22 protein-coding genes and 1 pseudogene are annotated in these 23,446 nt (G+C 67.5%); 11 read left to right on the forward strand and 12 right to left on the reverse strand.

Translation table 11 applies throughout. The features are described 5' to 3' along the window. Positions 1-278: 278 nt before the first annotated feature. The 5 genes from ER13_RS08620 to gmk all read left to right on the forward strand — a co-directional run bounded on the left by ER13_RS08620 (position 279) and on the right by gmk (position 4,619). A complete protein-coding gene (locus ER13_RS08620; protein ID WP_008264317.1) occupies positions 279-518 on the forward strand; it encodes an acyl carrier protein in 240 nt (79 codons plus the stop codon). 155 nt (positions 519-673) lie between these two features. Further along, positions 674-1,945 carry a beta-ketoacyl-ACP synthase II gene (gene fabF / locus ER13_RS08625; protein ID WP_035308449.1) on the forward strand — a complete coding sequence of 424 codons (1,272 nt, stop codon included), beginning with the start codon at positions 674-676 and terminating at the stop codon, positions 1,943-1,945. Position 1,946: 1 nt separating this feature from the next. Further along, entirely contained in the window at positions 1,947-3,107 is a 1,161-nt protein-coding gene (gene mltG / locus ER13_RS08630; RefSeq protein ID WP_008263944.1) for an endolytic transglycosylase MltG, read from the forward strand. Continuing rightward, positions 3,104-3,988 (forward strand): YicC/YloC family endoribonuclease, encoded by an 885-nt coding sequence (locus ER13_RS08635; protein WP_035308452.1) that lies wholly within the window; start codon positions 3,104-3,106, stop codon positions 3,986-3,988. The genes mltG and ER13_RS08635 overlap by 4 nt, the downstream gene beginning before the upstream one ends. After that, positions 3,978-4,619, forward strand: a complete 642-nt coding sequence (gmk, locus tag ER13_RS08640; RefSeq protein ID WP_008262586.1) for a guanylate kinase — start codon at positions 3,978-3,980, stop codon at positions 4,617-4,619. The genes ER13_RS08635 and gmk overlap by 11 nt, the downstream gene beginning before the upstream one ends. 265 nt (positions 4,620-4,884) lie before the next feature. Here gmk and ER13_RS08645 read toward each other — a convergent pair whose 3' ends face one another. From ER13_RS08645 to ER13_RS08675, 7 genes are all read right to left on the reverse strand, one after another. Then, positions 4,885-6,015 carry a pyridoxal phosphate-dependent aminotransferase gene (locus ER13_RS08645; RefSeq protein ID WP_035308454.1) on the reverse strand — a complete coding sequence of 377 codons (1,131 nt, stop codon included), beginning with the start codon at positions 6,013-6,015 and terminating at the stop codon, positions 4,885-4,887. Next, positions 6,012-6,821: a 16S rRNA (adenine(1518)-N(6)/adenine(1519)-N(6))-dimethyltransferase RsmA gene (rsmA, locus tag ER13_RS08650; protein ID WP_008262691.1), complete on the reverse strand. Its 810-nt coding sequence runs from the start codon at positions 6,819-6,821 to the stop codon at positions 6,012-6,014. Before rsmA ends, ER13_RS08645 begins: the two co-directional genes overlap by 4 nt. 8 nt (positions 6,822-6,829) lie before the next feature. Beyond that, a complete protein-coding gene (gene pdxA, locus ER13_RS08655) occupies positions 6,830-7,825 on the reverse strand; it encodes a 4-hydroxythreonine-4-phosphate dehydrogenase PdxA (protein WP_008264061.1) in 996 nt (331 codons plus the stop codon). Beyond that, on the reverse strand, positions 7,822-9,177 hold the full coding sequence (locus ER13_RS08660) for a peptidylprolyl isomerase (RefSeq protein WP_230307514.1): 1,356 nt from the start codon (positions 9,175-9,177) through the stop codon (positions 7,822-7,824). Before ER13_RS08660 ends, pdxA begins: the two co-directional genes overlap by 4 nt. Before the next feature lie 72 nt (positions 9,178-9,249). Continuing rightward, positions 9,250-11,682: an LPS-assembly protein LptD gene (locus tag ER13_RS08665; RefSeq protein ID WP_035308458.1), complete on the reverse strand. Its 2,433-nt coding sequence runs from the start codon at positions 11,680-11,682 to the stop codon at positions 9,250-9,252. Between the two features lie 33 nt (positions 11,683-11,715). Further along, positions 11,716-12,852, reverse strand: coding sequence for an LPS export ABC transporter permease LptG (gene lptG, locus ER13_RS08670; RefSeq protein WP_052005010.1), 1,137 nt, complete (start codon positions 12,850-12,852; stop codon positions 11,716-11,718). Then, positions 12,849-13,985, reverse strand: coding sequence for an LptF/LptG family permease (locus ER13_RS08675; protein WP_035308460.1), 1,137 nt, complete (start codon positions 13,983-13,985; stop codon positions 12,849-12,851). The genes lptG and ER13_RS08675 overlap by 4 nt, the downstream gene beginning before the upstream one ends. Before the next feature lie 144 nt (positions 13,986-14,129). On the opposite strand from ER13_RS08675, the gene ER13_RS08680 reads away from it, so the two are divergent. The 4 genes from ER13_RS08680 to ER13_RS08695 are packed head-to-tail and all read left to right on the forward strand — an operon-like array spanning position 14,130 to position 16,735. Continuing rightward, entirely contained in the window at positions 14,130-15,605 is a 1,476-nt protein-coding gene (locus ER13_RS08680) for a leucyl aminopeptidase (protein WP_035308462.1), read from the forward strand. A 20-nt stretch (positions 15,606-15,625) separates the two neighbouring features. Continuing rightward, complete coding sequence (locus tag ER13_RS08685; RefSeq protein ID WP_035308464.1) at positions 15,626-16,084, forward strand: DNA polymerase III subunit chi; 459 nt, start codon at positions 15,626-15,628, stop codon at positions 16,082-16,084. An 11-nt stretch (positions 16,085-16,095) separates the two neighbouring features. Beyond that, complete coding sequence (locus ER13_RS19005; protein ID WP_008259400.1) at positions 16,096-16,410, forward strand: hypothetical protein; 315 nt, start codon at positions 16,096-16,098, stop codon at positions 16,408-16,410. 25 nt (positions 16,411-16,435) lie between these two features. Continuing rightward, positions 16,436-16,735: a hemolysin gene (locus ER13_RS08695; protein WP_035308466.1), complete on the forward strand. Its 300-nt coding sequence runs from the start codon at positions 16,436-16,438 to the stop codon at positions 16,733-16,735. A gap of 4 nt (positions 16,736-16,739) precedes the next feature. Here the strand turns inward: ER13_RS08695 and ER13_RS08700 are convergent, their stop codons facing one another. Then, positions 16,740-17,666 (reverse strand): LysR family transcriptional regulator, encoded by a 927-nt coding sequence (locus ER13_RS08700; RefSeq protein WP_035308468.1) that lies wholly within the window; start codon positions 17,664-17,666, stop codon positions 16,740-16,742. A gap of 117 nt (positions 17,667-17,783) precedes the next feature. Here ER13_RS08700 and ER13_RS08705 point away from each other — a divergent pair, with 117 nt between their 5' ends. Continuing rightward, positions 17,784-18,482, forward strand: coding sequence for a pirin family protein (locus ER13_RS08705; protein WP_035308470.1), 699 nt, complete (start codon positions 17,784-17,786; stop codon positions 18,480-18,482). A 60-nt stretch (positions 18,483-18,542) separates the two neighbouring features. Here the strand turns inward: ER13_RS08705 and pip are convergent, their stop codons facing one another. Together pip and ER13_RS08715 are read right to left on the reverse strand one after the other, a co-directional pair. Next, entirely contained in the window at positions 18,543-19,517 is a 975-nt protein-coding gene (gene pip, locus ER13_RS08710; RefSeq protein ID WP_008260638.1) for a prolyl aminopeptidase, read from the reverse strand. A gap of 46 nt (positions 19,518-19,563) precedes the next feature. Next, a complete protein-coding gene (locus ER13_RS08715; protein ID WP_008260335.1) occupies positions 19,564-19,920 on the reverse strand; it encodes a DUF423 domain-containing protein in 357 nt (118 codons plus the stop codon). Positions 19,921-19,968: 48 nt separating this feature from the next. Here ER13_RS08715 and ER13_RS08720 point away from each other — a divergent pair, with 48 nt between their 5' ends. Then, positions 19,969-21,171, forward strand: coding sequence for an MFS transporter (locus ER13_RS08720; RefSeq protein WP_035308472.1), 1,203 nt, complete (start codon positions 19,969-19,971; stop codon positions 21,169-21,171). Here the strand turns inward: ER13_RS08720 and ER13_RS08725 are convergent. Together ER13_RS08725 and ER13_RS18655 are read right to left on the reverse strand one after the other, a co-directional pair. Beyond that, positions 21,134-21,724 carry a hypothetical protein gene (locus tag ER13_RS08725; RefSeq protein ID WP_035308474.1) on the reverse strand — a complete coding sequence of 197 codons (591 nt, stop codon included), beginning with the start codon at positions 21,722-21,724 and terminating at the stop codon, positions 21,134-21,136. The two genes, ER13_RS08720 and ER13_RS08725, sit on opposite strands and share 38 nt — an antisense overlap. Positions 21,725-21,803: 79 nt before the next feature. After that, positions 21,804-23,446, reverse strand: a pseudogene (locus ER13_RS18655) (tipN); the annotation flags it as partial.

Genomic DNA, 23,446 nt, shown 5'->3' on the forward strand with positions numbered 1-23,446 from the left:
CCGAAGGCGTGGTCATCGAGGCTCTGAAGGGGACGTGACGGCCTTCGCCGGGTGACGAGGAAGCCTAGACCTCCGGCTGCGGCGGGGCGGTGATGACCCCGGCATTGTCGTTCAGCAGATAAGACAGTTCCGACAGGGGGGCGGGGCGGGCGGGGGGGGGGGGCCCCCCCCCGACCCCCCCGGCCCTTTTTTGGCATTCCCCCGGAAAGGCCCGCCGGGTGCGTTTTTACAACCCCCCCCCGCCTCTACGGCGATTTCAAACAGGCAGAGAGACACTCATGTCCGACACCCTCGAGCGCGTTCGCAAGATCGTCATCGACCACCTGGACGCCGATCCGGACAAGGTCACGGAAAAAGCCAGCTTCATCGACGACCTGGGCGCCGACTCGCTCGACAACGTCGAGCTGGTGATGGCCTTCGAAGAAGAATTCGACATCGAGATCCCGGATGACGCCGCCGAGCACATCCAGACGGTCGGCGATGCGGTCAAGTTCATCGACGAAAAGTCGGCCGGCTGATTTCAGCCCCCGACTGGCGGCCCGATAGGGCCGACGGTTCACAGGGCCGCCCGGCGCTCCTAGCGGAGACGCCCGGCGGCCTTTACTGTTTCTGACCCATGCGAATCCGAAGTGATTCTCCGGGTTCGGACTGGAGAATTTTAGGAGCACGCACCATGCGCCGCGTCGTCGTTACGGGCATCGGTCTGCTGACCCCCCTGGGTTGGGGTGTCGAGAAGAGCTGGAAGGGCATCGTCGAGGGACGGTCGGGCATCCGCCCGATCACCGCCTTCGACACCACAGGCTATGGCTGCACCATCGCCGGCGAAGTGCCGAGCGTGGATGGGCGCGGCGGCGGCGGCGAAGGCGACTTCGACCCCGAGAAGATCATGTCGGTCAAGGACCGCAAGCGAGTCGACGACTTCATCCTGTACGCCATTGCGGCGGCGGGCGAGGCCCTGGCCGACGCGGACTGGAAGCCAGAGACCGACGAGGACAAGGAACGCACCGGGGTCATGGTCGGCTCCGGCATCGGCGGCCTGGGCGCCATCGCCGAGACGGCCATCGTGCTGAAGGAACAGGGGGTGCGCCGCGTCAGCCCCTTCTTCATCCCCAGCGCTCTGATCAATCTGGCCGGCGGGCAGATCTCGATCCGCCACGGCCTGAAGGGACCGAACCATGCGGTCGTGACGGCCTGCGCCACCGGCGCCCACGCCATCGGCGATGCGGCCCGGATGATCGCCCTGGACGACGCCGACGTGATGGTGGCCGGCGGGGCGGAGAGCTCGGTCGTGCCGCTGGGCATCGCCGGCTTCCTGGCCTGCAAGGCTCTGTGCACCGCCTATAACGACACGCCGGACAAGGCGTCTCGTCCCTATGACCGGGGCCACGCCGGCTTCATCATGGGCGAGGGCGCCGGGATCCTGGTGCTGGAGGAATACGAACACGCCAAGGCGCGCGGGGCCAAGATCTACGCCGAGGTCGTGGGCTACGGCATGAGCGGCGACGCCCACCACATCACCGCCCCGTCCGAGGACGGCGAGGGCGGGGTGCGGGCCATGAAGATGGCGCTGAAGCGGGCCGGAATGCAGCCCTCGGACCTCGACTATGTCAACGCCCACGGCACCTCGACCATGGCGGACTGGATCGAGCTGAAGGGGATCGAGGGTCTGGTCGGCGATCACGCCCAGAATCTGGCCGTCAGTTCCACCAAGTCGATGACCGGCCACCTGCTGGGCGCCGCCGGGGCCATAGAAGCGGCCTTCTGTGTCCTGGCCATCCGGGACCAGGTGGCGCCGCCGACGATCAATCTGGATGATCCGGAGATGGAGACGCCGATCGACCTGGTCCCGAACAAGGCCAGGCCGATGAAGATCGATGTCGCCATGTCCAACAGTTTCGGCTTCGGGGGCACAAACGCCTCGGTGATCTTCAAGAAGGTCGACTGACATGTTCGGACGGGGGCGGGTTGAAAGGGTGCGGGGCGGTTCGGGTCTGACGGTGACGTTGCTGACCGCCTCGGCGACGTTCAGCCTGTTCCTGATCGCCGCCCTGGCGATTGTCTGGGGCGTCTACTACGGCCCGGGGCCTGGCGCCCGTCAGGGAGACCGCACGGTCGTGACCCTGGCCAGCGGGTCGGGCGTCTCCGCCATCGCCGCACAGCTGAAGGCGGCGGGGGTCATCCGATCGACCGACCTGTTCAAGGCGGCGGCGACCTTCACCGGGGCGGACCGCAAGCTGCGCGCCGGTGAATACGAGGTGCCGTCGGGCACGTCGCTGGGCGGAGTGCTCAAACTGTTGGTCGATGGCCGGGTGGTGCGCCATTTCGTGACCCTGCCGGAAGGCTGGTCCTCGGCCCAGGCGCTCGACATCCTGAACAAGGAGCCGGTGCTGACCGGCACGGTCGAGGTCCTGCCGGAGGAAGGCAGCCTGTGGCCCGACACCTATGAGATCGCACGCGGCGATACGCGCCAGTCGGTGATCGACCGGATGCAGCGGGCCGCCAGCGAGAATCTTCGACTTCTGTGGGCGCAACGCGGGCCGGGAACCGTGGTGCGAAACCCCGAAGAGGCGGTGATCCTGGCCTCCATCGTCGAAAAGGAGACGGGCCTGGCGGCGGAACGTCCGCGGGTGGCGGCGGTATTTTCCAACCGGCTGCGTCAGGGGATGCGGCTGGAGAGCGATCCGACCATCGTCTATGGCGTCACCCAGGGTCGTCCGCTGGGGCGGGGCATCCGTCGGTCGGAGCTGGACCGTCAGACGCCCTGGAACACCTATCAGATCGATGGTCTGCCGCCGACGCCCATCGCCAATCCGGGCAAGGAGGCGCTGCAGGCCGTGCTGAATCCGCCGGCTGAACAGGCCCTGTTCTTCGTCGCCGACGGATCGGGCGGTCACGCCTTCGCCTCCACCTATGAGGAGCATCTGCGCAATGTCTCCCGCTGGCGTCAGATCGAGCGCCAGAAGGTCGGATTGCCGCCCGAGGCGCCGGCGCCGGTCGCGCCGGGAACCAGCGCTGTCCCCATGGCGGAACCGGTCGAACCGGCGCCTCAGACGTCCGGGCAAGCGACCCTGACCCTTCCCGTCGGCGCCTCGCGGGGCGCGCAATGAGCCGGCTGTCCGGCATGACCGGCTTCGGCCGGGCGGACGGGGCGGGCGAAGGCTGGACCTGGTCTGTCGAGGCCCGCTCGGTCAACGGCCGCAATCTGGAGGTCCGGTTCCGCGGCCCCAATGGGTTCGATGGTCTGGAACGCGCCGCCAAGGCGGCGGCCCAGGCGCGTCTGGCGCGTGGCCAGGTCACCATCGGCGTTCAGGCCAAACGGGTCGAGACCGGCGAGGCGGCTGTCACTATCAATGCGGCGGTCCTGGCCCGCTATCTGACCCTGGCCAATGAGCTGGCCGAGGACGGAGCGACCCCGCCGTCGGCTGATGGCCTTCTGGCCTTGCGCGGGGTGATCGAGGCGCCGGAAGAGGTGGACGATCCCGAGGCCCGCGCCATTCTGGAAGCCGCCATGGCCGGAACGGTCGAAGCGGCGCTGGACGCTCTTAAGACGTCCCGCGAGGGCGAAGGCGTGCAGCTGACGCCGGTGCTGGAAGAATTTATCCGCCGAATCGCGGCCCTGGTTGCCCAGGCGGAAGGCGAAGCCCAGGCCCAGGTCGTCGCCATCCGTGATCGGTTCAGCCGCCGCATGGCCGAACTGGCCCCTGATGCGCCGGGTCTGGAAGACCGAATCTTCCTTGAAGCGGCGGCCCTGGCGACCAAGGCGGATGTACGCGAGGAGCTGGATCGGCTGACGGCCCATATCGATGCGGCGCGCCAACTGCTGGTCTCGGCGCCCGCCGGGCGGAAACTGGACTTTCTGATGCAGGAATTCATGCGTGAGGCCAACACGCTCTGCTCGAAATCGGCTACGACCGCGCTCACCGGAATCGGCCTCGAACTGAAGGCCGTCATCGAACAGTTGCGTGAACAGGTCCAGAATGTCGAATGAACGCACGCCCCGCCGGGGCGTCCTCCTGATCGTCGCCAGCCCGTCGGGCGCGGGCAAGACGTCGCTGTGCCGCCGGTTGATGGCGGATCACGGCGGGCTGGAGCTGTCCGTGTCGATGACGACCCGCGGCATCCGGCCGGGCGAGGTCGATGGGCGCGACTATAATTTCGTCGATCGTGAGCGGTTCCAGAAGCTGATCGACGCCGACGCCTTCCTGGAATGGGCCGATGTGCACGGCAATCTGTACGGCAGCCCGCGCGGCCCCGTGGACCGCGCCCTGGCCGAGGGTCGTGACGTGCTGTTCGACATCGACTGGCAGGGCGCGCGGGACGTGGCCGAGAAATGCCCCGAGGATGCGGTGCGGGTGTTCATCCTGCCGCCCAGCCTGGAAGAACTGCGCCGTCGCCTGATCACCCGGTCGCAGGATTCGGACGACGTCATCGAGCGCCGCGTCGCCAACGCCAAGGGCGAGATCGAACACTGCGACGCCTTTGACTATGTGATCGTCAACGAGGATTTCGACCGGTCTTACGCCGAGCTGGCGCACATCTATCATGCCGAACGGTCGCGTCGTTTCCGCAATCTGTGGGTGGGCGACTACAAGGCCGCCCTGCTGCGCGAGCCGGTCTGAGAAGAACCCGATCCGGGCAATCGACCTGGAAAGAACAACGACACCGCGGCCGGCGGAGGGGGAACAGTGCCGCCGCGGTGTCGTCTTCGGCTGAGAAGCGGCGCCGACATCACGCCAGGCGGGGGCGTCCTACGCGACGTCGACTTCGGCGCTGCTCAACTGCACCCTTTATTCCACAACAGGAGTTCCAGAGGGTAAATTTCTATCTAGGGGCGATTGCTTAGGTACGCCCCACGATTGCCAAGTCGATGTTTTGCGGATGCGATCAGAGCGGCGTGCGCGCAGCGAACCAGGGCGTGAGTCGCGCCAGGGCCGTCTCGACCTCGGGCGTGGAAACGGCGAAGCTGATGCGGATGAAGCGATGGCCGTCGACGGGATCGAAATCGACGCCGGGCGCGGTGGCCACGCCGGTATCGCGCAACAGTTGTTCGCAGAAGGCCACGCTGTCGTCCGTCAGATGGCCGATGTCGGCCCAGATGTAGAAGGCGCCGTCGGGCGGCGCGATCTTCTTCAGACCGAGGGCCGGCAGGGCCGCCAGCATCAGGTCGCGGTTGCGGGCGTAGGTCTGGATATGGCCCTCAAGCTCGTCGATCGCGTCCATGGCGACCAGGCCGGCGTGTTGGCTGAGGCTGGGCGGGGTCAGGAACATGTTGCCGATATAGGCGCGGGCGGCGTCGATCAGGGTCTCGGGAACCAGCAGCCAGCCCAGGCGCCAGCCGGCCATGCTCCAGTATTTGGAGAAGCTGTTGATCACCATGGCGTCGGGCGCGAACTGCAGCATCGACGGCGTCGGGCCGACATAGGACAGGCCGTGGTAGATCTCGTCCGAGACGATGGCGATGTCGCGCGCACGACAGACCTCGGCGATGGCGGCGAGTTCGGCGTCGGGGATGACGGTGCCGGTCGGATTGGCGGGGCTGGCGATGATGACGCCGGCGGGGGCCGGATCCAGGGCTTCCAGTTGAGCGGCGGTCAGCTGGAAACGGGTCTCGGGGCCGCAGGCGATCTCGACTGGTTCAAGGTGCAGGGCGCGCAGGGTGTTGCGATAGGCGACATAGCCGGGGCGGGCCAAAGCGATGCGGTCGCCCGGCCTGAAGCGGGTGCTGAGCGCCAGGACGAGGGCGGGGGAGGCGCCGCAGGTCAGCAGGATGCGGTCGGGATCGACCGTGACGCCATAACGCTCGTCGTACAGGCGCGTGATCCGGGCGCGCAGGTCGGGGCTTTCCCAATAGCCCATGGCGTCGGCGTCCAGCACCTGATGCGCGCGGGCGATGGCCGCGGCGGGCGCGCCGGTCGAGGGCTGGCCGAACTCCATATGGATGATCGACCGGCCTTCGGCTTTCAACTGGTGCGCCAAACGGCTGATGGTGATGGCGCGGAAGGGTTCGACGGTCATGCCAGCGCATCCGCAAGTCGCAGGAAGCCCGCGACGTCCACGGTTTCAGCCCGCACGTCCGGCTCGATGCCGGCGGCCTCGCATAGCTCGGCGCCGCCCAGTTGTTTCAGGCTGGAGCGCAGCATCTTGCGGCGCTGGCCGAAGGCGGCGGCGGTGACGCGTTCCAGCTTCTTCAGGCGTTCAGGCGACGGGCGCTCGTCCAGCGGGACCAGATGGACCACGGCCGAGGCCACCTTGGGCGGCGGGGTGAAGGCGGCGGCGGGCAGGTGCATGACGATGCGGGCGGTGCAGACGGCCTGGGAAATGACCGCCAGCCGGCCATAGGCGTCGTCGCCGGGCCCTGCGGCCACACGCTCGGCGACCTCCTTCTGGAACATCAGGGTCAGGCTGTGGGGCAGCCAGGGACCGGTCAGCCATTTGATCAGCAGGGCCGTGCCGACGTTGTAGGGCAGGTTGGAGACCATGTGGGCGGGGCCGGAGACCAGGTCCGCCTCCTTCACCTTCAGCGCATCGGCCTCGACGATGGTCAGACGGCCGGAGCCGTCGTCCAGTTCGGACAGAAGGGGGATGAAGCGCGGGTCCTTTTCCACCAGGACCACGGGGCCGGCGTCGGATTCCAGCAGGGCGCGGGTCAGGCCGCCGGGGCCGGGGCCGACCTCGATCACGGCGCGGCCCTCGAACGGGCCGGCGAGGCGCACGATCTTGCGCGTCACATTGAGGTCCAGCAGGAAATGCTGGCCGAAGCTCTTCTTGGCCAGCAGGCCGTGGGCGTCGAGGGTTTCGCGGAGGGAAGGAAGGTCGGTCACAGGCCCTGTTAGCGCGCGGCGCGCGCCGCCGCCATCTCCGAAGCCAGTCGGACGGCGGCGATCAGGCTGTCGGCGCGGGCGATCCCCTGGCCGGCGATGTCGAAACCGGTGCCGTGATCGGGCGAAGTGCGGATGATCGGCAGGCCCAGGGAGACGTTCACTCCCCCCCAGAAGTCCAGGGTCTTGACCGGGATCAGGGCCTGATCGTGATACATGCACAGGGCGGCGTCATAGCCGGCCCGCGCCTCGTCGTGGAACAGGGTGTCGGCGGGCCTGGGGTCGGTGATGTCGATTCCCTCGGCCCGCAGCTGCGCAGCCACCGGGCGCAGGGTCTCGATCTCCTCCACACCCAGAGCGCCGCCTTCGCCGGCGTGAGGGTTCAGGGCGGCCATGGCCAGGCGCGGACGGGCGATGGCGAAGTCGCGCTTCAGGCTTTCGTGAACCACGCGGGCGGTGCGGGCCACGCGGTCTGCGGTGATCAGTTCTGCGACCTGTCCCAGGGCGACGTGGATGGTGACCAGGCAGGCCCGCAGATCCTTGGCGGTCAGCATCATCACCGGCCCCCGCGTGCCTGGATAGGGGGCGTCCGCAGTCAGTTCGGCGATGAATTCCGTATGGCCCGGAAAGCGGAAACCCGAGGCGTACATCGGGGCCTTGGCGATCGGCGCGGTCACAAGGCCCGACGCCTCGCCGGACAGGACGAAACTGACCGCTTCTTCGATGCCGTCGGCGACGGCCGGCGCATTGGCCGGATCGGGACGGCCGACCTCGACCGCGGCCGGCAAGGGGCGATGGATCACCGGCAGGGCGCGCCCGAAAGGCTGCAGCGCATCGGCGGGGGTGTTGATTTCGACCACCAGCACGCCCTGAGCGCGGAGCAGGTCCGCGTCGCCGATGACGGCGAAGGCCGGCGGCTCGGTCTTCAGGGCGTTCCAGGCGGCGGCCACGATCTCCGGCCCGACGCCGGCGGGTTCGCCCAGCGTCAGGACCAGAGGCCGGGTCATTTGAACTCGATGAGGGCGTCGCTACGCAGGTCGCGCAGATAGCGGCGCTCGAGCACGGCCAGGTTCTGGGAACGCAGACGACCCTCGACCTGTTGACGGTTCGGAGCCTCGGGGCCCCCGACCCGGCGACCGCAGACGGCGACCAGGTGCAGGCCCAGCGGGGTGCGGATCGGCGTGGAGACCGAGCCGATCTCGCCGGTGCGGGCGAACTGCTGGAACTGGGGCGCGAGGTTGGCGACATCTGATTCGCCGAGGTCCGCTCCGATCACGCCCTGGGTCGCGCGCGCCTGGGACAGGATGTTGTCGCAGTTCAGTCCCTGACGCAGGCCTTCCAGAGTGCGGGTCGCGGCGGCCAGATCGGCTTCCGACGCCGTCTCGGGCAGTTCGACCATCAGTTGCCGCAGAGAGACCAGGCTGGTCGCCGCGCCGTCGCGCTTGTCGCGCATATAGATGATGTACACCCCGCCATCGACGGCGATCGGGTTCGACAGCTGGCCGGGCTGGAGTTGGTCGAAGATGGTCTGAAGCGCGGGCTGGACCGTGCCCTTGACCACCCAGCCGGCGTCGCCGGGCACCCGGGCCGAAGCCGAAGGCGCCGATGAGAACTGTTGGGCGACGGCCTGGAAGGGCGCGCCCTGGATGATCTGCTGCACCAGTTGGCGGGCGCCGTTCATGGCGGCTTCCTGACCGCCGACTCGGGCTGCCTCGATATAGATTTCGCCGATCAGATACTGGGGCTGGGCGGCCGCGTCATTGAGACGACGGACTTCCTGATCGACTTGAAGCGTGCTTGGACGCGCGCGGCTGTTGAAGCGACCGGGCACCAGCTGTCCCCAGCCGATCTCGGTGCGCAGGCTCTCGCGGAAGGCGTTCGGCTGGATGCCGCCCTGCTGAAGGAACTCCATATAGGCGGCGGGGGTGACGCCGGCCTGGCGCGCCATCTGGGCGATTTCCTCGTCGATCTCCTGGTCGGTGACTTTCAGGCTTTCGAACTTGGTGATCTCCTGCGCCTTCAGGCGCTGCTCAATCAGCCGGTTGAGGGCAGCCTGCTGGATCGCCGGCAGGTTCTGCTCGGTCGGCTGGACCTGCGACGAGGCGATCAGCATCAGCATCTGCTGACGCAGATCGAATCCCGTGATGATCTTGTCGTTCACCGTGGCGACGATGCCGTCGGCCATCTCGAACTGGGGGGCGGGGCGAGCCGTTGCGGGACCGTCGCCGGCCGCAGGATTCGGCGCTCCGGCGGCGGACGCCTGCGGAGCGGCCGGAGCGGACGCCGTCTGACCATGAGCCGAACCGGCGAGGAGGACCGCCGCGAGCGCAGCCCCCGTCGAATAACGCATCAAACCCATTGGTCGTCCTGATTCCTCACAGCGGTCCGTTTGCCAGGTCGGCAGACGGTCGCGCCCCGTAAAGCGTCATGCTCAACGCATTTCACCCTGTCCATAACCTGAACCTCCGAAAGTGGCGAGGTTTAGGCGTATATAGACGCCATCCGACGGTCCGCTGGCCCGCACCCGTGTATTGTCGCGGCGATATCCGAACTCGACGCGGAAACAGTCGTCGTCGAACAGCACGCCGACCTCCTGACGGGTGATGACGTTCCGTTCGAGATCGGCGATGCCCGTGACGGCGACGCCCCAGTCGCCATAGACGAACTGTTGTCCCGAAAGCTGGACGAATTCGTAGTTTCGATTCTGATCGCCGGACAAGGGATTGGATCGATCGACGATATAGCTGACGGACGCGAGATTTCGGCGTCCCCAGCGGCCGTCCACTGCGGCCTCGGCGCGACGAATGTCGCCGGACCCGTCAATGGTGGCGTGACCCCAGCTGCGAATTCGGTCGGAAGGAGAGAAACTGCCCTGCACCACCCAGTCCGACGCCGAGGACGCAAGACCGGTCGGATCGTAAAGCGCGCCGGTCGTGCTGTCCGGCACCGTGGTGCGGAAGGCGTCTTCGTCATCGGCGCGATAGCTTCGGCCGATGAACAGGCTGGCGCTACGTCCTTCGGACCAGCGAACCGTCGCACGACCGCCGGCCGTGACCCGCGATCCGCCCTCGACCAGATCGTATCCGGAGAAGCGATCCATGCGGAACAACGATGACTCGTCCAACTCGATGACCTGCGAATCCTCGTTCGGGATGCGGGGATCTATGTCGGCCTTGTTGGAAACCGAAACCTGTACGACCGGCTCGAGGATGATGTCCGCGCGCTGGGTGCGTTTGATCAACGGATAGCTGACATCGACCCCGGCGCTGAAGCGTGTGCGGCTGAGCGACTCGTCGCTGTCGCCCCCCATCATCGGCGGCAGATCGGACAGGGAGTAGAGATCGACCCTCGCGTCGACAAACGGCTCAACCCGCAGACCCAGGCCAGTGATGAAGGTTCGACGCCATTCCGCCTGGGCGGTCACTCGCCGGCTATCCACGCCGGACAAGCCCGTCGTCACCGCCGGCACGATGTCAGGGTTCAGGATCGGCGTGCCGACGAAATTATCGCGGTACAGCGAAACCGCCGATCCCTTCAGCCGCAGTCGACCGCCGAAGACGTAGCCTGCGGGTTCCCAGCGCGCATCGATCAGCGGCGCGACCAGGGGCAGGTCGTCGTCCTCCTCGAACACCTTGAAGCCGGAGGCGTCGCGGAAGTCGTTGGCCTCGAACGCGGGGTCCAGCCGCAGGCTCTGAATGGAGAAGGCGGCGACCGAAACATAGGATTGCTCGGTCTGACGCTCGGCGTAGATCTGGCTGATCAGCCGACGACGGTCACCGTAATACAGCCCGTTGTCCTGATAGGTGTTGCGCACGTCATACCGGTCGAACAGGGTCTTGTCGGACGTGCGCTCCGCCGTGAAGCCGAAACGCCAGGGGCCGTCAGGATCGTATTCGCCGTGGGACAGCAGATAGCTGCGGTGTTCCTTGTCGCCGAAACGGACGTTGCTTTCATAGGCGCCGTCGCCGTTCAGGTCGAAATCGCCGAAATTGCGTTCGTAGGTGTAGCCGCCGCGCGCAAAGATCGAAGCGTTCACGAACCGGCGGCGCCATTGCAGGTTCAGCAGCGGCGCGACGCGCGTGTTGATCTGCGGACTGATGAGCCAGTCCTCGGACGGCGACACGACGTGAAGATAGGGAGCCTCGATCGAGACGCCCCGGCCTTCATCATAGTTGATGATCGGCACCAGCAGGCCAGACGCCCGTTTCACCGTAGGGTCGGGGTGGGCGAAAAACGGGGTGTAGAAGACCGGGACGCCGCCGACCCGGAAGATGGCGTTGCGATAGATGACGGCGCGCAGGGCTTCGTCCTGGACCACCTTTTCCGCCTGGATCGAGATGCTGGGCCGTTTGGGACCGTTTGCATCACAGATCGGGCAGGGGGTGAAAATGGCGTAGTTCAGTTCATTGACGTTTTCGCTGCGCCGCACCGCCGTCGCCGCCATCAGACTGGCGCCGTTCTCGAACCGTGTCGCGAAATCGACCGCTATGGCCGCCTTCAGGTCGCGATCGGTTTCCAGATGGCTGGCGTAGACGATGGTCCCATCCGCCGACACGGCTTCGACGCGCCCGCTGGCCGAGGCGGCGCCGCTGGACAGGTCATAGGCGAGGTTGTCGCCACGCAGCACATTGCCGTCTGCGCGCAGATAGACCCGGTCGCCGCCGTTGCTTTCGGCGGTGATTAGATCGCCGGTGCGGCTGGTGCTGACGGCGTCGACATAGACGGCGCCTTGAGGCAGGCCGTCCGAGGCGGGCGTCGTCTGCGCTGCGGCGACACCGGCGAAGGGGACGCAGACGAACAGGGCCGCGCCGGCCAGAAGCCGCGCCCGGAAGGCCTTCGAACGCTGATCGCGATCACCCTGCATGAACCATCCGTCTGTCTTGAGCGAGGCGCTCGCTTAGCCGTCTTCGGTATAGAACAGCAAGGTGAAGGCGGCGAGCGCCGTCAATATCGGCGGCAACCAGGCCGCCACGAAGGGGGGCACCACCTCGGCCGATCCCATGGCGGACGAAAACTGGTTCAGGAAGAAGAAGGCGAAGCCCAGGACAACGGCCGCCACGCTCATCTTCGCCAGGTCGCCCAGACGCATCAGTCGCAACGAAAACGCCGCCGCCAGGATCGACATGGCCGCAAACACCAGGGGGGTGACCAGCAGCTGCTGGAAGCGCAGGCGATAGGCGGTGGAGGCGAAGCCGGCGTCCTCGATTCGCTGGATCTGATTCGGCAATGACCAGAAGGGCGTCGATTGGGGGCGGGCGAACCGCTCGAAGGCCTCTTCATCCGCCAGGCTGGAGAGGAGGTCGAGGCTGGAATAGGTCACGGCGCGCTGGCCGATGCTGGCGCCCACCGCATCGGTCAACCGCCAGCGGCCGGCGCTGAGAGCGGCGGACCGGGCGTCGATCCGTTCCGAAAAGTCCCGGTTGCCCTCTGCATCGGTCGTGTAGATGAAGAAGGTGACATCCAGCAGCCGGGCGTTGGCGCGGTCCTGCCGCCCGGCGCGAATGATCATCTGCCTCTGGTCGTCGCCCTCGCGCAGCCAGATGGCGTCGTTGGAACTGGCGCCGGGGGCTGTTCCGGAGATGCGCGCCCGTTCGCGCTGCCACAGGCCGTCGCCGGCCGAAGCGAGCGGGCCCAGAACGGTCACGGTCAGAACCCCCAGGACCAAGGCCATGCCTGCAGCCGGCAGCACGAACCGCCAGGCCGAAACGCCCGCCGCCCGCATGGCCACCAGTTCGCTGCGCCGATTCAGGCCGATATAGGCGGCCAAGGTTCCGAACAGGAAGACGAAGGGCAGAAGCTGAACGATCACCGACGGCGACTTCAGGGCTACGAGGCCCAGGATACGCAGGGCGGACAGGTCCTGATCCGAACCCACGCCGCGCGACACCTCGACGAAGTCGATAAGCATGACCAGGGCGGAGATCACGGCCAGGGCCACGCCCAGGGAACGAAGCTGCTGGATCAGCACATAGCGTTCGATCCGCCCCAGCCGAGGCAGGCGCAATCGGGAAGGCGAGAGAAGGGCCAGGGTCATGCGAATCTCGCGCGCAGCCGGTCGATGACCGGCGACTTTCGGCGCTTGCGGGGCTTGAGGGCGCGGAACAGCAGCCGCACGGCCGCTGCGACGACGATCAGGGGCGCCAGATACTGCAGGATGTTCATCCACGGGTTCCAGGCGCTGGCGGCCACCAGTCCGTAGCCGATCACCCGGACCAACAGGAAGACGCCCGCCGCCTTGGCGATCCGCAGCGAATAGCCGGTGCGGCTGAACGATCCGCCCATGATGGCGGCCAGGGCCATGGCCATGGCGACAAGGGCGTAGAGCGGGGCGGCGATGCGGGCGTGGGCCTCGGCCAGCAGCTCGCCGCGCGAGCCGGCGGTCTCCAGCACGCGGGGCGAGGGGTTCAACAACTGGCGAAGATAGAGGTCGGCCGGCTTGTAGCGAATCTGCTCGGTCACGCCGGAGAACTGGCCCAGGGGGAAGTCGTATCTGTCAAAGGACAGTGTCTCGAGCACGCCGCGCGACGAATATTTCTGCCAGGAACCGTCGATCATGGTGAGAACCGGCTCATTGGCGGCGTCACGACCGAAACGCGCCTCGGCGGCGCTCCAGTTCTGGGTCGACTTGCCGTCATCGAGGTAGACGAACAGGTTTTTCAGAAGGCCGTTCTGTTCGATCTGCTGGACATAGACGGTCAAGCCGTCCGGTCCCTGGACGAACTGGCCCTCCTCGACCAGCAGGGCCGCCAGGTCCGTGCGAATGGCGAAAGCCTGGTTGCGGGCTTCACGCTGGGCCCACGGCTGGGCGAACAGGGTCATCACGAGATTCAGAATCAGCACGAGGAACGCCAGTCGCGCCGCGGGCGAGATTACCTGCCATCGCGTCATTCCGCCGGCGAAGGCCGCCGTCAGTTCCTGCTCGCGCTGCATTCGGGTCAGGGCGATGAGGGCGCCGACGAACAGACCGATCGGCAGGATGACCGCCAGCAGCTGGGGCAAGGCCAGCAGGGTCAGTTTCACCATGACCCACACGCTCTGGCCGCGTTCGACAATGACTTCCAGTTGGTCGAGGCTTTGGCTCAGAATTCCGATTCCAGCCAAGGAAGCGCAGGCCGCAACCACGGGCAGCGAGATCTGGCGGAAAAGGTATCTTTGAATCAGGGTCATGGGCGGATGGACTTCGCCCGGTTGCAGGCGGCGATAATGAGGCGCATCTAGTAGCACAGGAGGGCGCGTCCGCGACAAGCAGACGCGCCGTTTGTCTTTTTCTTCCGTTGTAAACGCCGGGTGGGGCCTGGCTGGAGTCACTGTATGAAGATCGAGTTCGTCGCTGCCGTGGACGCCGCTGAAATTCTCGCCGTGCCGGTTCATGAGGACCGCACGCTTGCCGGTTCAGGCCCGGAACTGGACGCCAAGGCCAACGGCGCCCTGACTAGAGCCATGTCCAAGAGCCGTTTCGTCGGCAAGTCTGGACAGACGCTGAGCATCGCCGCGCCGTCGGGTGTGAACGCCGATTGCGTGTTGCTGGTCGGCGCCGGGGCTGCGGACAAGCTGGACGACCTGGCGGTCGAGGCCTTCGGCGGCGCCGCCTATGCGGCGGTGAAACTGTCGGGCGCCGAGGTTCTGACCATCGACGCCTCGGGCCTGACGCCGGAACAGGCGGCCCGCGTTGGCTTCGCCGCCCGTCTGGCCGCCTATCGGCTCGACAAGTACCGGACCACCCAGAAGCCCGACAAGATCCCGTCGATCACCGCGATCCGCGTCGTGACGTCGGACCTGCGCGCCGCCGAGGCCGCGCTGGAGCCCCTCTCGGCCGTCGCCGACGGCGTGATCTTCGCCCGCGACCTGGTGTCCGAACCCGCCAACGTCCTGTACCCGGCCGAGTTCGCCAAACGCGTCAAGGCGCTGGAAAGCCTGGGTCTTGAGGTCGAAATCCTCGGCGAGGCCGAGATGGAGACGCTGGGCATGCGCACCCTTCTGGGCGTCGGCCAGGGCAGCCGTCGCGAAAGCCAGTTGGCGGTCATGAAGTGGAACGGCGGCGAGGCCGGCGGCCAGCCGATCGCCTTCGTCGGCAAGGGCGTCTGCTTCGACACCGGCGGCATCTCGATCAAGCCGGCCGACGGCATGGAAGACATGAAGTGGGACATGGGCGGCGCGGCCGCCGTGACCGGAACCATGATCGCCCTGGCCGGCCGCAAGGCCAAGGTCAACGCCGTCGGCGTGCTGGGTCTGGTCGAGAACATGCCGGACGGCGACGCCCAGCGTCCGGGCGACGTGGTCGTGTCGATGTCGGGTCAGACGGTCGAGGTGATCAACACCGACGCCGAGGGCCGCCTCGTCCTGGCCGACGCCCTCTGGTACACGCAGCAGCGTTTCAAGCCGAAATTCATGATCGACCTGGCCACCCTGACGGGCGCCATGATCGTGGCCCTGGGCCTGGATTACGCCGGCGTCTTCTCCAACTCGGACGCGGTGGCCGATCCGATCCTGGCGGCGTCGAAGAAGGTGGGCGAGAATTTCTGGCGGATGCCGATCCCCGACATCTATGAACAGCACATCGACTCGAAGATCGCCGATGTGAAGAACACCGGCAACGGCCGCGCCGGCGGTTCGATCACCGCCGCCCTGTTCCTGCAGCGCTTCACCAACGGCGTGCCGTGGGCGCACCTGGACATCGCCCCGACCGCCTGGGCCAACAAGAGCCCCAGCCCCACCGTGCCGGAAGGCGGCGTCGGCTTCGCCGTGCGCACGCTGGATCGCATGGTGGCCGACGCCTACGAAGCCTGAGTTCCGGACGGTAGAGCCGGATGAGCGGCAAGCCCGAAATCTGGTTCTACCATCTGGAGCGTTCCACGCTGGACCAGGTGCTGCCGACCCTGCTCGAGAAGACCCTCGAGCGGGGCTGGCGCGCCCTGATCAAGTCGGCGCACGCCCATCGGCTGGACGATGTCGATGAGCGGCTGTGGAGTTTTCATGATGAGAGTTTCCTGCCGCATGGCCGGGCCGATCAGCCCCATGCGGATCGCCAGCCTGTGCTGCTGAGCGAATCGGGAGAGAACCTGAACGGCGCTCAGGCGCTGTTCATCGTCGACGACGCAGAACTGGGCGTGACGGAAGGGTTTGAACGATGCTTCATCATTTTCGACGGTCGGGACGAGCCGGCGCTGCAACACGCGCGCGGGCGCTGGAAGACGCTGAAAGAACAGGGCGCCAATCTGGCCTATTGGCGTCAGACGGACGAAGGGCGCTGGGAAAAGGCGGCCTGATCGCCGGGTTCGTGGGACTGGGTCTGCTGGCGGCCTGTTCGACGCCCGTCGCCGACCAGCCGGCGCCCCGCACGGTCGAACGCGCCCAGCTGAACCCGCCGGTCGGCAGCCGTATGCCGACCGGACAGACGACCGACATCTGCAAGGCCGGCGAAATGCAGTATCTGGTCGGCAAGTCCCGGACCGAGATTCCCGTGCCGGTGGATGTGGTGAACCGCCGCGTCACCTGCACCACCTGTCCTGTCAGCCAGGACTATTCGGCCTATCGGCTGAACATCTTCTACAACGCCGACACCGGCATCATCGAACAGGTCCGCTGCGGCTAGGCCGTGACGGACCCTGGAGACGACCATGAAGACCGCCTTCATCCTGAGTTCCCTGATGGCCGCCGGACTTGCGCTGTCGGCCTGCGCCCAAACGCCCGCAACGCCCCCAGCGCCGGGCGGCGAGACCGCCTTCAAGGCCTGCAGGGTCGAGGATTACCAGGCCTATGTCGGGCGCAATCGTTCGACGCTGCCCGCCACGCCGCAAGGGCAGAGCTTCAGGGTGCTGTGCACCACCTGCGCCGCGACCATGGACTATCGCGAGAACCGGGTGAACTTCGTCTATGACGAGGCGTCGGGCGTGATCCAGCAGGTGAAGTGCGGCTGAGGCGTCAGCGGCCGACCGTATCACCGGGCCACAGGGGGCCGCTGAACCGTCTGGCCAGATAGTCCATCAGGGCCGTGACCCGCGCCGGTCGCGGCCCGCCCCCCGGCGCGACCAGGTGCAGGGCGATGGGCGCCAGTCGCCATTCGCTCATCACGGTCTCCAGATGACCGTCGGCGACGTCCTTCCAGTAGATGAAGTCCGGCTGGGGAAACACGCCCAGTCCGGCGCACAGCGAGGCGGTCAGGGCGTCGGAGTTGTTGGCCCGCAACGGGCCGCGCGGCCGGACCGACACTTCCTCCCCCGCGTCATTGATGAACCGCCAGACATCGGGCGTGGACATGTAGGCGTAGCCGAGACAGGCGTGACGCTCCAGATCGTGCGGATGGGTCGGGCGCCCGCGCTGAGCCAGATAGTCCGGCGAGGCCACCAGCCGGCGCTCGACGGGTCGCAGCCGACGCGCCGTCAGGGAGGAATCCGGCAGGGCGGCGATGCGCAGGGCGCAATCGAATCCGCCGCCGACCAGGTCGATCACCTCGTCCGACAGATGCAGGTCGACAGAGACGTCGGGATGGGTGGCCAGAAACTCGGGCAGGGCGGGGGCGACATAGGCCATGCCGAAGGACATGGGGGCGGCCAGCCGCACGAGGCCGCGCGGCGTCACAGACATGTCCAGGGCCTCGGACACCGCTCCCTCGGCCTCGGCCAGCATCAGGCCCGCACGCGCCGCCAGGGTCCGACCCGCGTCGGTCAGGGAGAAGCGGCGCGAGGTCCGGTGCAGCAGGGTGGTCTTCAACGCCTGTTCCAGCCGGGCGACTGCCTTGGACACGGTCGCCTTGGACATTCCCATTGCGTCGGCCGCGCCGGAAAAGGACTGGGCCTCCGCCACCTTGGCGAAGATGGCCATGGCCTCGAGGTCGGGCAGGCGGGACATGGCGGCCTCTGCGTTGGAAACGATGAGTTTCAGGTGTTTCTATTTCTGTTCGGTCGTCGATCTCTATCTTGGCGTCAAGTCAATGACGCCGGGACGGCCCGGCCTGAGGATAGACCGATGATCGAGCGCAGACCGTTTGAATCGCTGGGCGGCGCCAACCATGGCTGGCTGAACGCCAAGCACCACTTCTCCTTCGCCAACTATTATGATCCCAAGCGGATGAGCTGGGGCAATCTGCGGGTCTGGAACGACGACGAGATCGCCGCCGGAACGGGCTTCCCGCCCCATCCGCACGCCGATATGGAGATCATCACCTATGTCCGCGACGGGGCCATCACCCACGAGGACAGCCTGGGCAACAAGGGCCGCACCGTGGCCGGGGACGTCCAGGTGATGAGCGCGGGCACCGGCATCCGTCACTCGGAATACAACGCCGAGCCCGATCTGACCCGGATCTTCCAGATCTGGATCGAGCCGACCAAGCGCGGCGAGGCGCCCAGCTGGGGCACCAAACCCTTCCCCAAGGGCGAGCGTTCGGGCCAGTTCGTGGTCCTGGCCTCGGGCTTTGAAGGTGATGCGGACGCCTTGTCGATCCGCACCGACGCCCGGATCGTGGCGGCGACCCTGAACGCCGGCGACAGCGCCGACTACGCCCTGGGATCGAACCGCCGCGCCTATCTGGTTCCGGCCAAGGGCGAGATCGAAGTCAATGGCGTTCGCCTGAACGCCCGCGACGGCGCTGCGATCGCCCAGGAGGATGTCGTGACCGTCAGGGCGATCTCGGACGCCGAGGTCGTGCTGGTGGATGCGGCCTGACGACGAACGGCGCCGGGCGGGACGAACCTGCCCGGCGCCGTCATTCGCCCGTTTCTGAGATCAGAGTCCGGCGGCCCAGTCTGTGGCGCGGACCAGGCTGTCGACGATGCCCGGCTCCGACGAGGCGTGGCCGGCGTCGGCGACGATGTCCAGCTTCGCCTCGGGCCAGGCCCGGTGCAGGGACCAGGCGCTGGCGATCGGGGTGACGACATCGAACCGGCCCTGGGCGATCCAGCAGGGGATGTGGCGCATCCGGTCCACATTCTTCACGATCCAGCCGTCCTCCGGGAAGAAGCCCGCGTTGGTGAAGAACCAGTTCTCGATCCGGGCGAAGGCGACCGCAAATTCGGGTTCGGCGAACTTGTCCGGCCTGGCGTTGGGGCCCTCGACGCTGACCGTCTCGCCTTCCCAGCTGGACCAGGCGACCGCGCAACGTTCGCGGTCGGCGACGTCGTCACCGATCAGCCGCTTGTAATAGGCGCCCATCAGGTCGCCGCGTTCGGCTTCGGGTATGGGGGCGACGAACCTTTCCCAGGCGTCCGGGAAGATCATCGAGGCGCCGTCCTGATAGAACCAGTGCAACTCCTTCCTGGTCAGCAGGAAGATGCCACGCAGAACCAGGGCCAGGACGCGCTCAGGATGAGTGATGGCGTAGGCCATGGACAGGGTCGAGCCCCAGGACCCGCCGAACACCACCCATTTGTCGACGCCGCACCGTTCCCGCAGCCGCTCAATGTCCTCGATCAGGGTCCAGGTGGTGTTGTTTTCCAGCGAGGCGTGGGGGCGGGATTGGCCGCAGCCGCGCTGATCGAACATGATGATCCGATACTGGGCCGGATCGAAATAGCGGCGCATGCCGGGATTGACGGCGCCGCCGGGTCCGCCGTGCAGCACCAGAACCGGCCGGCCCTGCGGATTGCCGCTTTCCTCGTAATAGATTTCGTGGACGCCGTCGGTGGTCATCCAGCCTGAGGCGAAGGGTTCGATCTCGGGGTAGAGTTCGCGACGCGGCTCGACGGGCGTGGGGAAGGCCATGCTTGCGAGGTCTTTCTATTGGGCCCGTATGCGGCCGTACTGAGGGTTAGGAACGAAATGCCGCAAAGGCCAGGCAAAGCCAACCGGCGATCATGAGCAGGCCGCCGATCGGAGCGACGGCGCCCATGACGGGCAGACTGAGCAGGGCGACGAAGGCCAGGGCGAGCGAGAACACAAGTCCGCCCGCCGCGCCCAGCCAGCCGGCGATCCGCGCCCATCGACCGCCGCCGGTCCACAGGGTGCAGGCCAGGGCGAAGACGGCGTGGGCCAGTTGATAATGGGCGCCGGTGGACAGCAGCGTCTTGACCTGCGGCCCGGCGCCATGGGCCGCAAAGGCGCCCAGGGCGACGGCAAGAGCCCCGTTCAGGGCGGCGAAGACGATCAGATTGCGACTCGGTGTCATGCAAGGAACCTAGCCTGACGAATCCGGGAAGTCTGCTATGCGCGGGCGATGGAATTGGGATCCAGATCGCGCGCGGCGCTGCAATATGTCCTGATGTTCGGCGGATTGGGCGTCAGCCTGCCCTACGCCGGCCTCTGGATGCGCGCCCAGGGACTGAGCGGGGCGGAGATCGGCGTCCTTCTGGCCGCCCCCATGCTGGGACGGCTGATCACGGGGCCTGCCCTGGCCGTCTGGGCCGACGGCTTTCGCTATCGCCGCACGCCTATAGCCCTTCTCGCCGCCCTGGCCGGCCTGGGATACGGAGCGGCGGGTCTGTCCGAAGGATTCGCGGCCTGGGCGGTCTGCTGGTTCATCGGCGCGACAGGCGCGGCGGCGATCATCCCGCTGACGGACGTTCTCACCCTGAGACTGGCCCGTCGTGAAGGATTCAGCTTCGCCGTGCCGCGCGGTTTCGGCTCCGCCGCCTTTGTCGCGACCAATATCGCCGTGGGGTTCGTCCTGCGGGCGACGGGGCCCGAGGCGGTCATCGTCGGCGTGATCCTGGCCTGTCTGGGCATAGCGGTCGTAGCCTGGCGGGTGCTGCCCGCCGAGCCGGTGCATGACGGCCCTCCGATCCCCGGCTGGGATCGGTTTCGGGGCATGGGGCGGCTGTTGAAAGATCCCGTTCTGGTGACGGCCCTGGTCGCCATAGGCGCGGTGCAGGCGGCCCACGCCTTCTACTATGGTTTCTCCGCGATTGTCTGGCGGGGGCAGGGGATTGAACCGCATCTGACGGGGCTGTTGTGGGCCTTCGCCGTGGCGGCCGAGATCGGCTTCATGTGGATTGTCGATCCCTGGCGTCGTCGTCGCGGAATTGGAGCCTGGCCGCTGCTGGCGCTCGCTGCGGCGGCGGCCGTGCTGCGCTGGGGGCTGATGGCGGCGGCGCCCCCGTTGTGGATCCTGTGGCCGCTCCAGGCGCTGCACGCCCTCAGTTTTGCGGCCAGCTATCTGGCCGGGATAGAACTGATCGAACGGCTGGCCCCACGCGACAGCCAGACGGCGGCCCAGACCCTGAGCTCGACCCTGTCGGCGGGGGTGTTGATCGGTCTGGCGACCCTGGCGAGCGGTCCGCTGTACGACGCCTATGGCGCGGGCGGATATCTGGCGATGGCCGGCCTGGCCGGATTGGGCCTGATCGCCGTCATGGCCTTGAAGCCGATGCTGGTTGCTCGGGCTAGGTTCGAGGCGACAGGGCCATATGGCCGGCCATGATCGAGGCGGCGGCCTCGACCGCCTTCTTCACCGCCGTCTCATCGGCGGACGCCGGAGACCGCAATAGGCCCACGGCGGGGGTGTGCGGTCCATCGTCGAGGTCGGCGAGGATGCGATAGAGCAGATAGGAGCCCGCATCGTCCTCAGCCTCTGACGAGGCCTCGGCGGGCAGGCCGGAGGCGTGAAGGGCGCGCAGGATGTCGGCGACGGGAGCGGTGGTGCGGGCCACGCCCGGACCGGTGACAGACAGACGGTCCTTTCGGTCCAAGGCCCTGTTTTCAGCCCGCATCTGGATGCGGAAGGCGGCGCCCTTGTGCGTGCGACCGACCAGGAGAACGGCGCGGCAGCGGCCGTCTTTCAGATCCGCGCCCAAGGTGTCGGCCAGGGCGTCCGGATCGCCCATGGACACCCGGATCGTGCGGGCCCCCGGGGGACTCCAGGCTTCGCCGGAGAGATCCTCGACCAGATCCCAGCCGGAATCGCCGTCATAGGTGCAGATCGCGATTCCGGGGCGTCGGTCAGGCCGGTTGGGGCCTTCGGTCTCGTTCGTCATTTCGACCTTAAACCCCGCCCACCGCGTGACGTTTTCGTGACCGAGGCAGGTGGCTCGAACTTGGGTCCGCCGTCAAGCCTCAACCGAGGTCTCCAACGGCCGCGTCTAACAGCATGAAGGCGCGACCCCCGTCAGAGGCGAGGCGGTTCTGCACGGCCTGAGCGTCGCCGCTGCGCGCGTAGGTGGATATGTCCTGAGAGAAGACGGTCACATAGCGCTCGGCGTCGGCGCGCAGTTCGGGGTCGCTGAGCACACGGCGCGAGACGCTGCGGACGGCGGCCGGCGCCACACGGCGCACGATGCGACGCGCGCCGTCGGCGTCGCCGTCGCCCAGCATACGCGCCGCCTCTTCCACGCGTGAACGGGGCAGGAGCGCATTGGGATCGACGCCCATGCGGCGGATCGCGGCCGCGACCCGGTCCGACAGGGCGGCGGTTTCCGCAGGGCTGGCCGTCGGCGTGTCCAGATCCAGAGGCGGATCGTCGCGGCCGCCGGACACCAGATCGTTCCAGTCGAGGCCGGCGTCCGGCGTGGGCGCAGCGCGCGGCGTTTCCGTCGGGGCCAGACGCAGACGATTGCGAAGCCCGAAGCCCCTGTCGGCCGCCCTGTCTTCCGGCGAGGGCTCGGTCGGCGTGGCGCTTCGCGGCTGCCGATGGCGTTCCGGCTCAGGCGGAAGCTCGCGAATACGGCCGGTCGGGGCGTCGCCCGAGACCACCCCCATCAGGCGCACGGCCTCGGTCAGCATGTCATAGTTGCGGCGGACCCGTTCCTGGAAGCCGACATCCAGGGCCTCCGTGTCTTCGGCGGCCTTGCGTGAGGCGGCGGCGAGGGACGCCAGGCCTTCCTCCACGCTGGCGCGGACGGCGTCGACGCGGGCGCGCGCCTGTTCCGGCAGACGCGCGGCGCGTTCGTCCACATCGGCGACGGCGGTGTCGATCTCGGACAGAGCGGAGTTAAGGCGGTCCACCAGGCTTTCCAGCCGTTTGACCATCCGCTCGCCGGCCTCGTCCACCAGGCCCGAGGTCTCGCCGACGATGCGACGGGCATCCTCGATACGGGCGTCGGCGGCCTGATCGGCCTTTTGGGCCGCCTCGAACAAGGCCTCGCCCAGCCGGTCGGCGCGCAGTCGCGCCTGTTCGGCGGCGTCGGCGGCGGCGGCGCGGGAATCTTCGGCCGTGGCGCGCATCTGTTCCAGCGCCCGGCGGGTTTCCTCCATCAGGGTGTCGCGGGCGTCGGCGGCCAGGGCCTCGAACCGATCCAGCGAAACCTTGGTTGCGGCGTCGAAACCGTCGGCCTCGCGTTGGGACATGTCCACCAGGGCGCGGAACTGGTCGCCGGCGGCTTCCAGGATTTCGCGCAGGCTCTCGATCGACGTCTGAGAGGTCCGGCCCATTTCATCGGCGGCTGTGCGTGTCGCCGACAGATTTTCGACGAACTGGGCCCGCTGGCTCTCGACCTGGGCGGAGAAGTCTTCCTGATCGGTGCGCAGGGCGTAGGCGGCCGTGACCAGGGCGGCGCGCTGCTGGCTCAGCCCCTGTTCGACCGACTGGATCTGTTCGGCCACGCCGGAGCCGGCGTTTTCCAGCCGTATGGTCTGGCGGGCCAGGTCGACGGCGGCGACGCGGGCGGCGTCCTGGGCCTCGCCGGCCGCGGCGGCCAGATCGGCGGCGCGAGCCGCCCGGGCGGCCCCCGCCCCGCGGCGCCGGGGCCGGGGCCGGTCGG

The organism is Brevundimonas sp. EAKA (assembly GCF_000698025.1).
Classification (GTDB): domain Bacteria; phylum Pseudomonadota; class Alphaproteobacteria; order Caulobacterales; family Caulobacteraceae; genus Brevundimonas; species Brevundimonas mediterranea_A.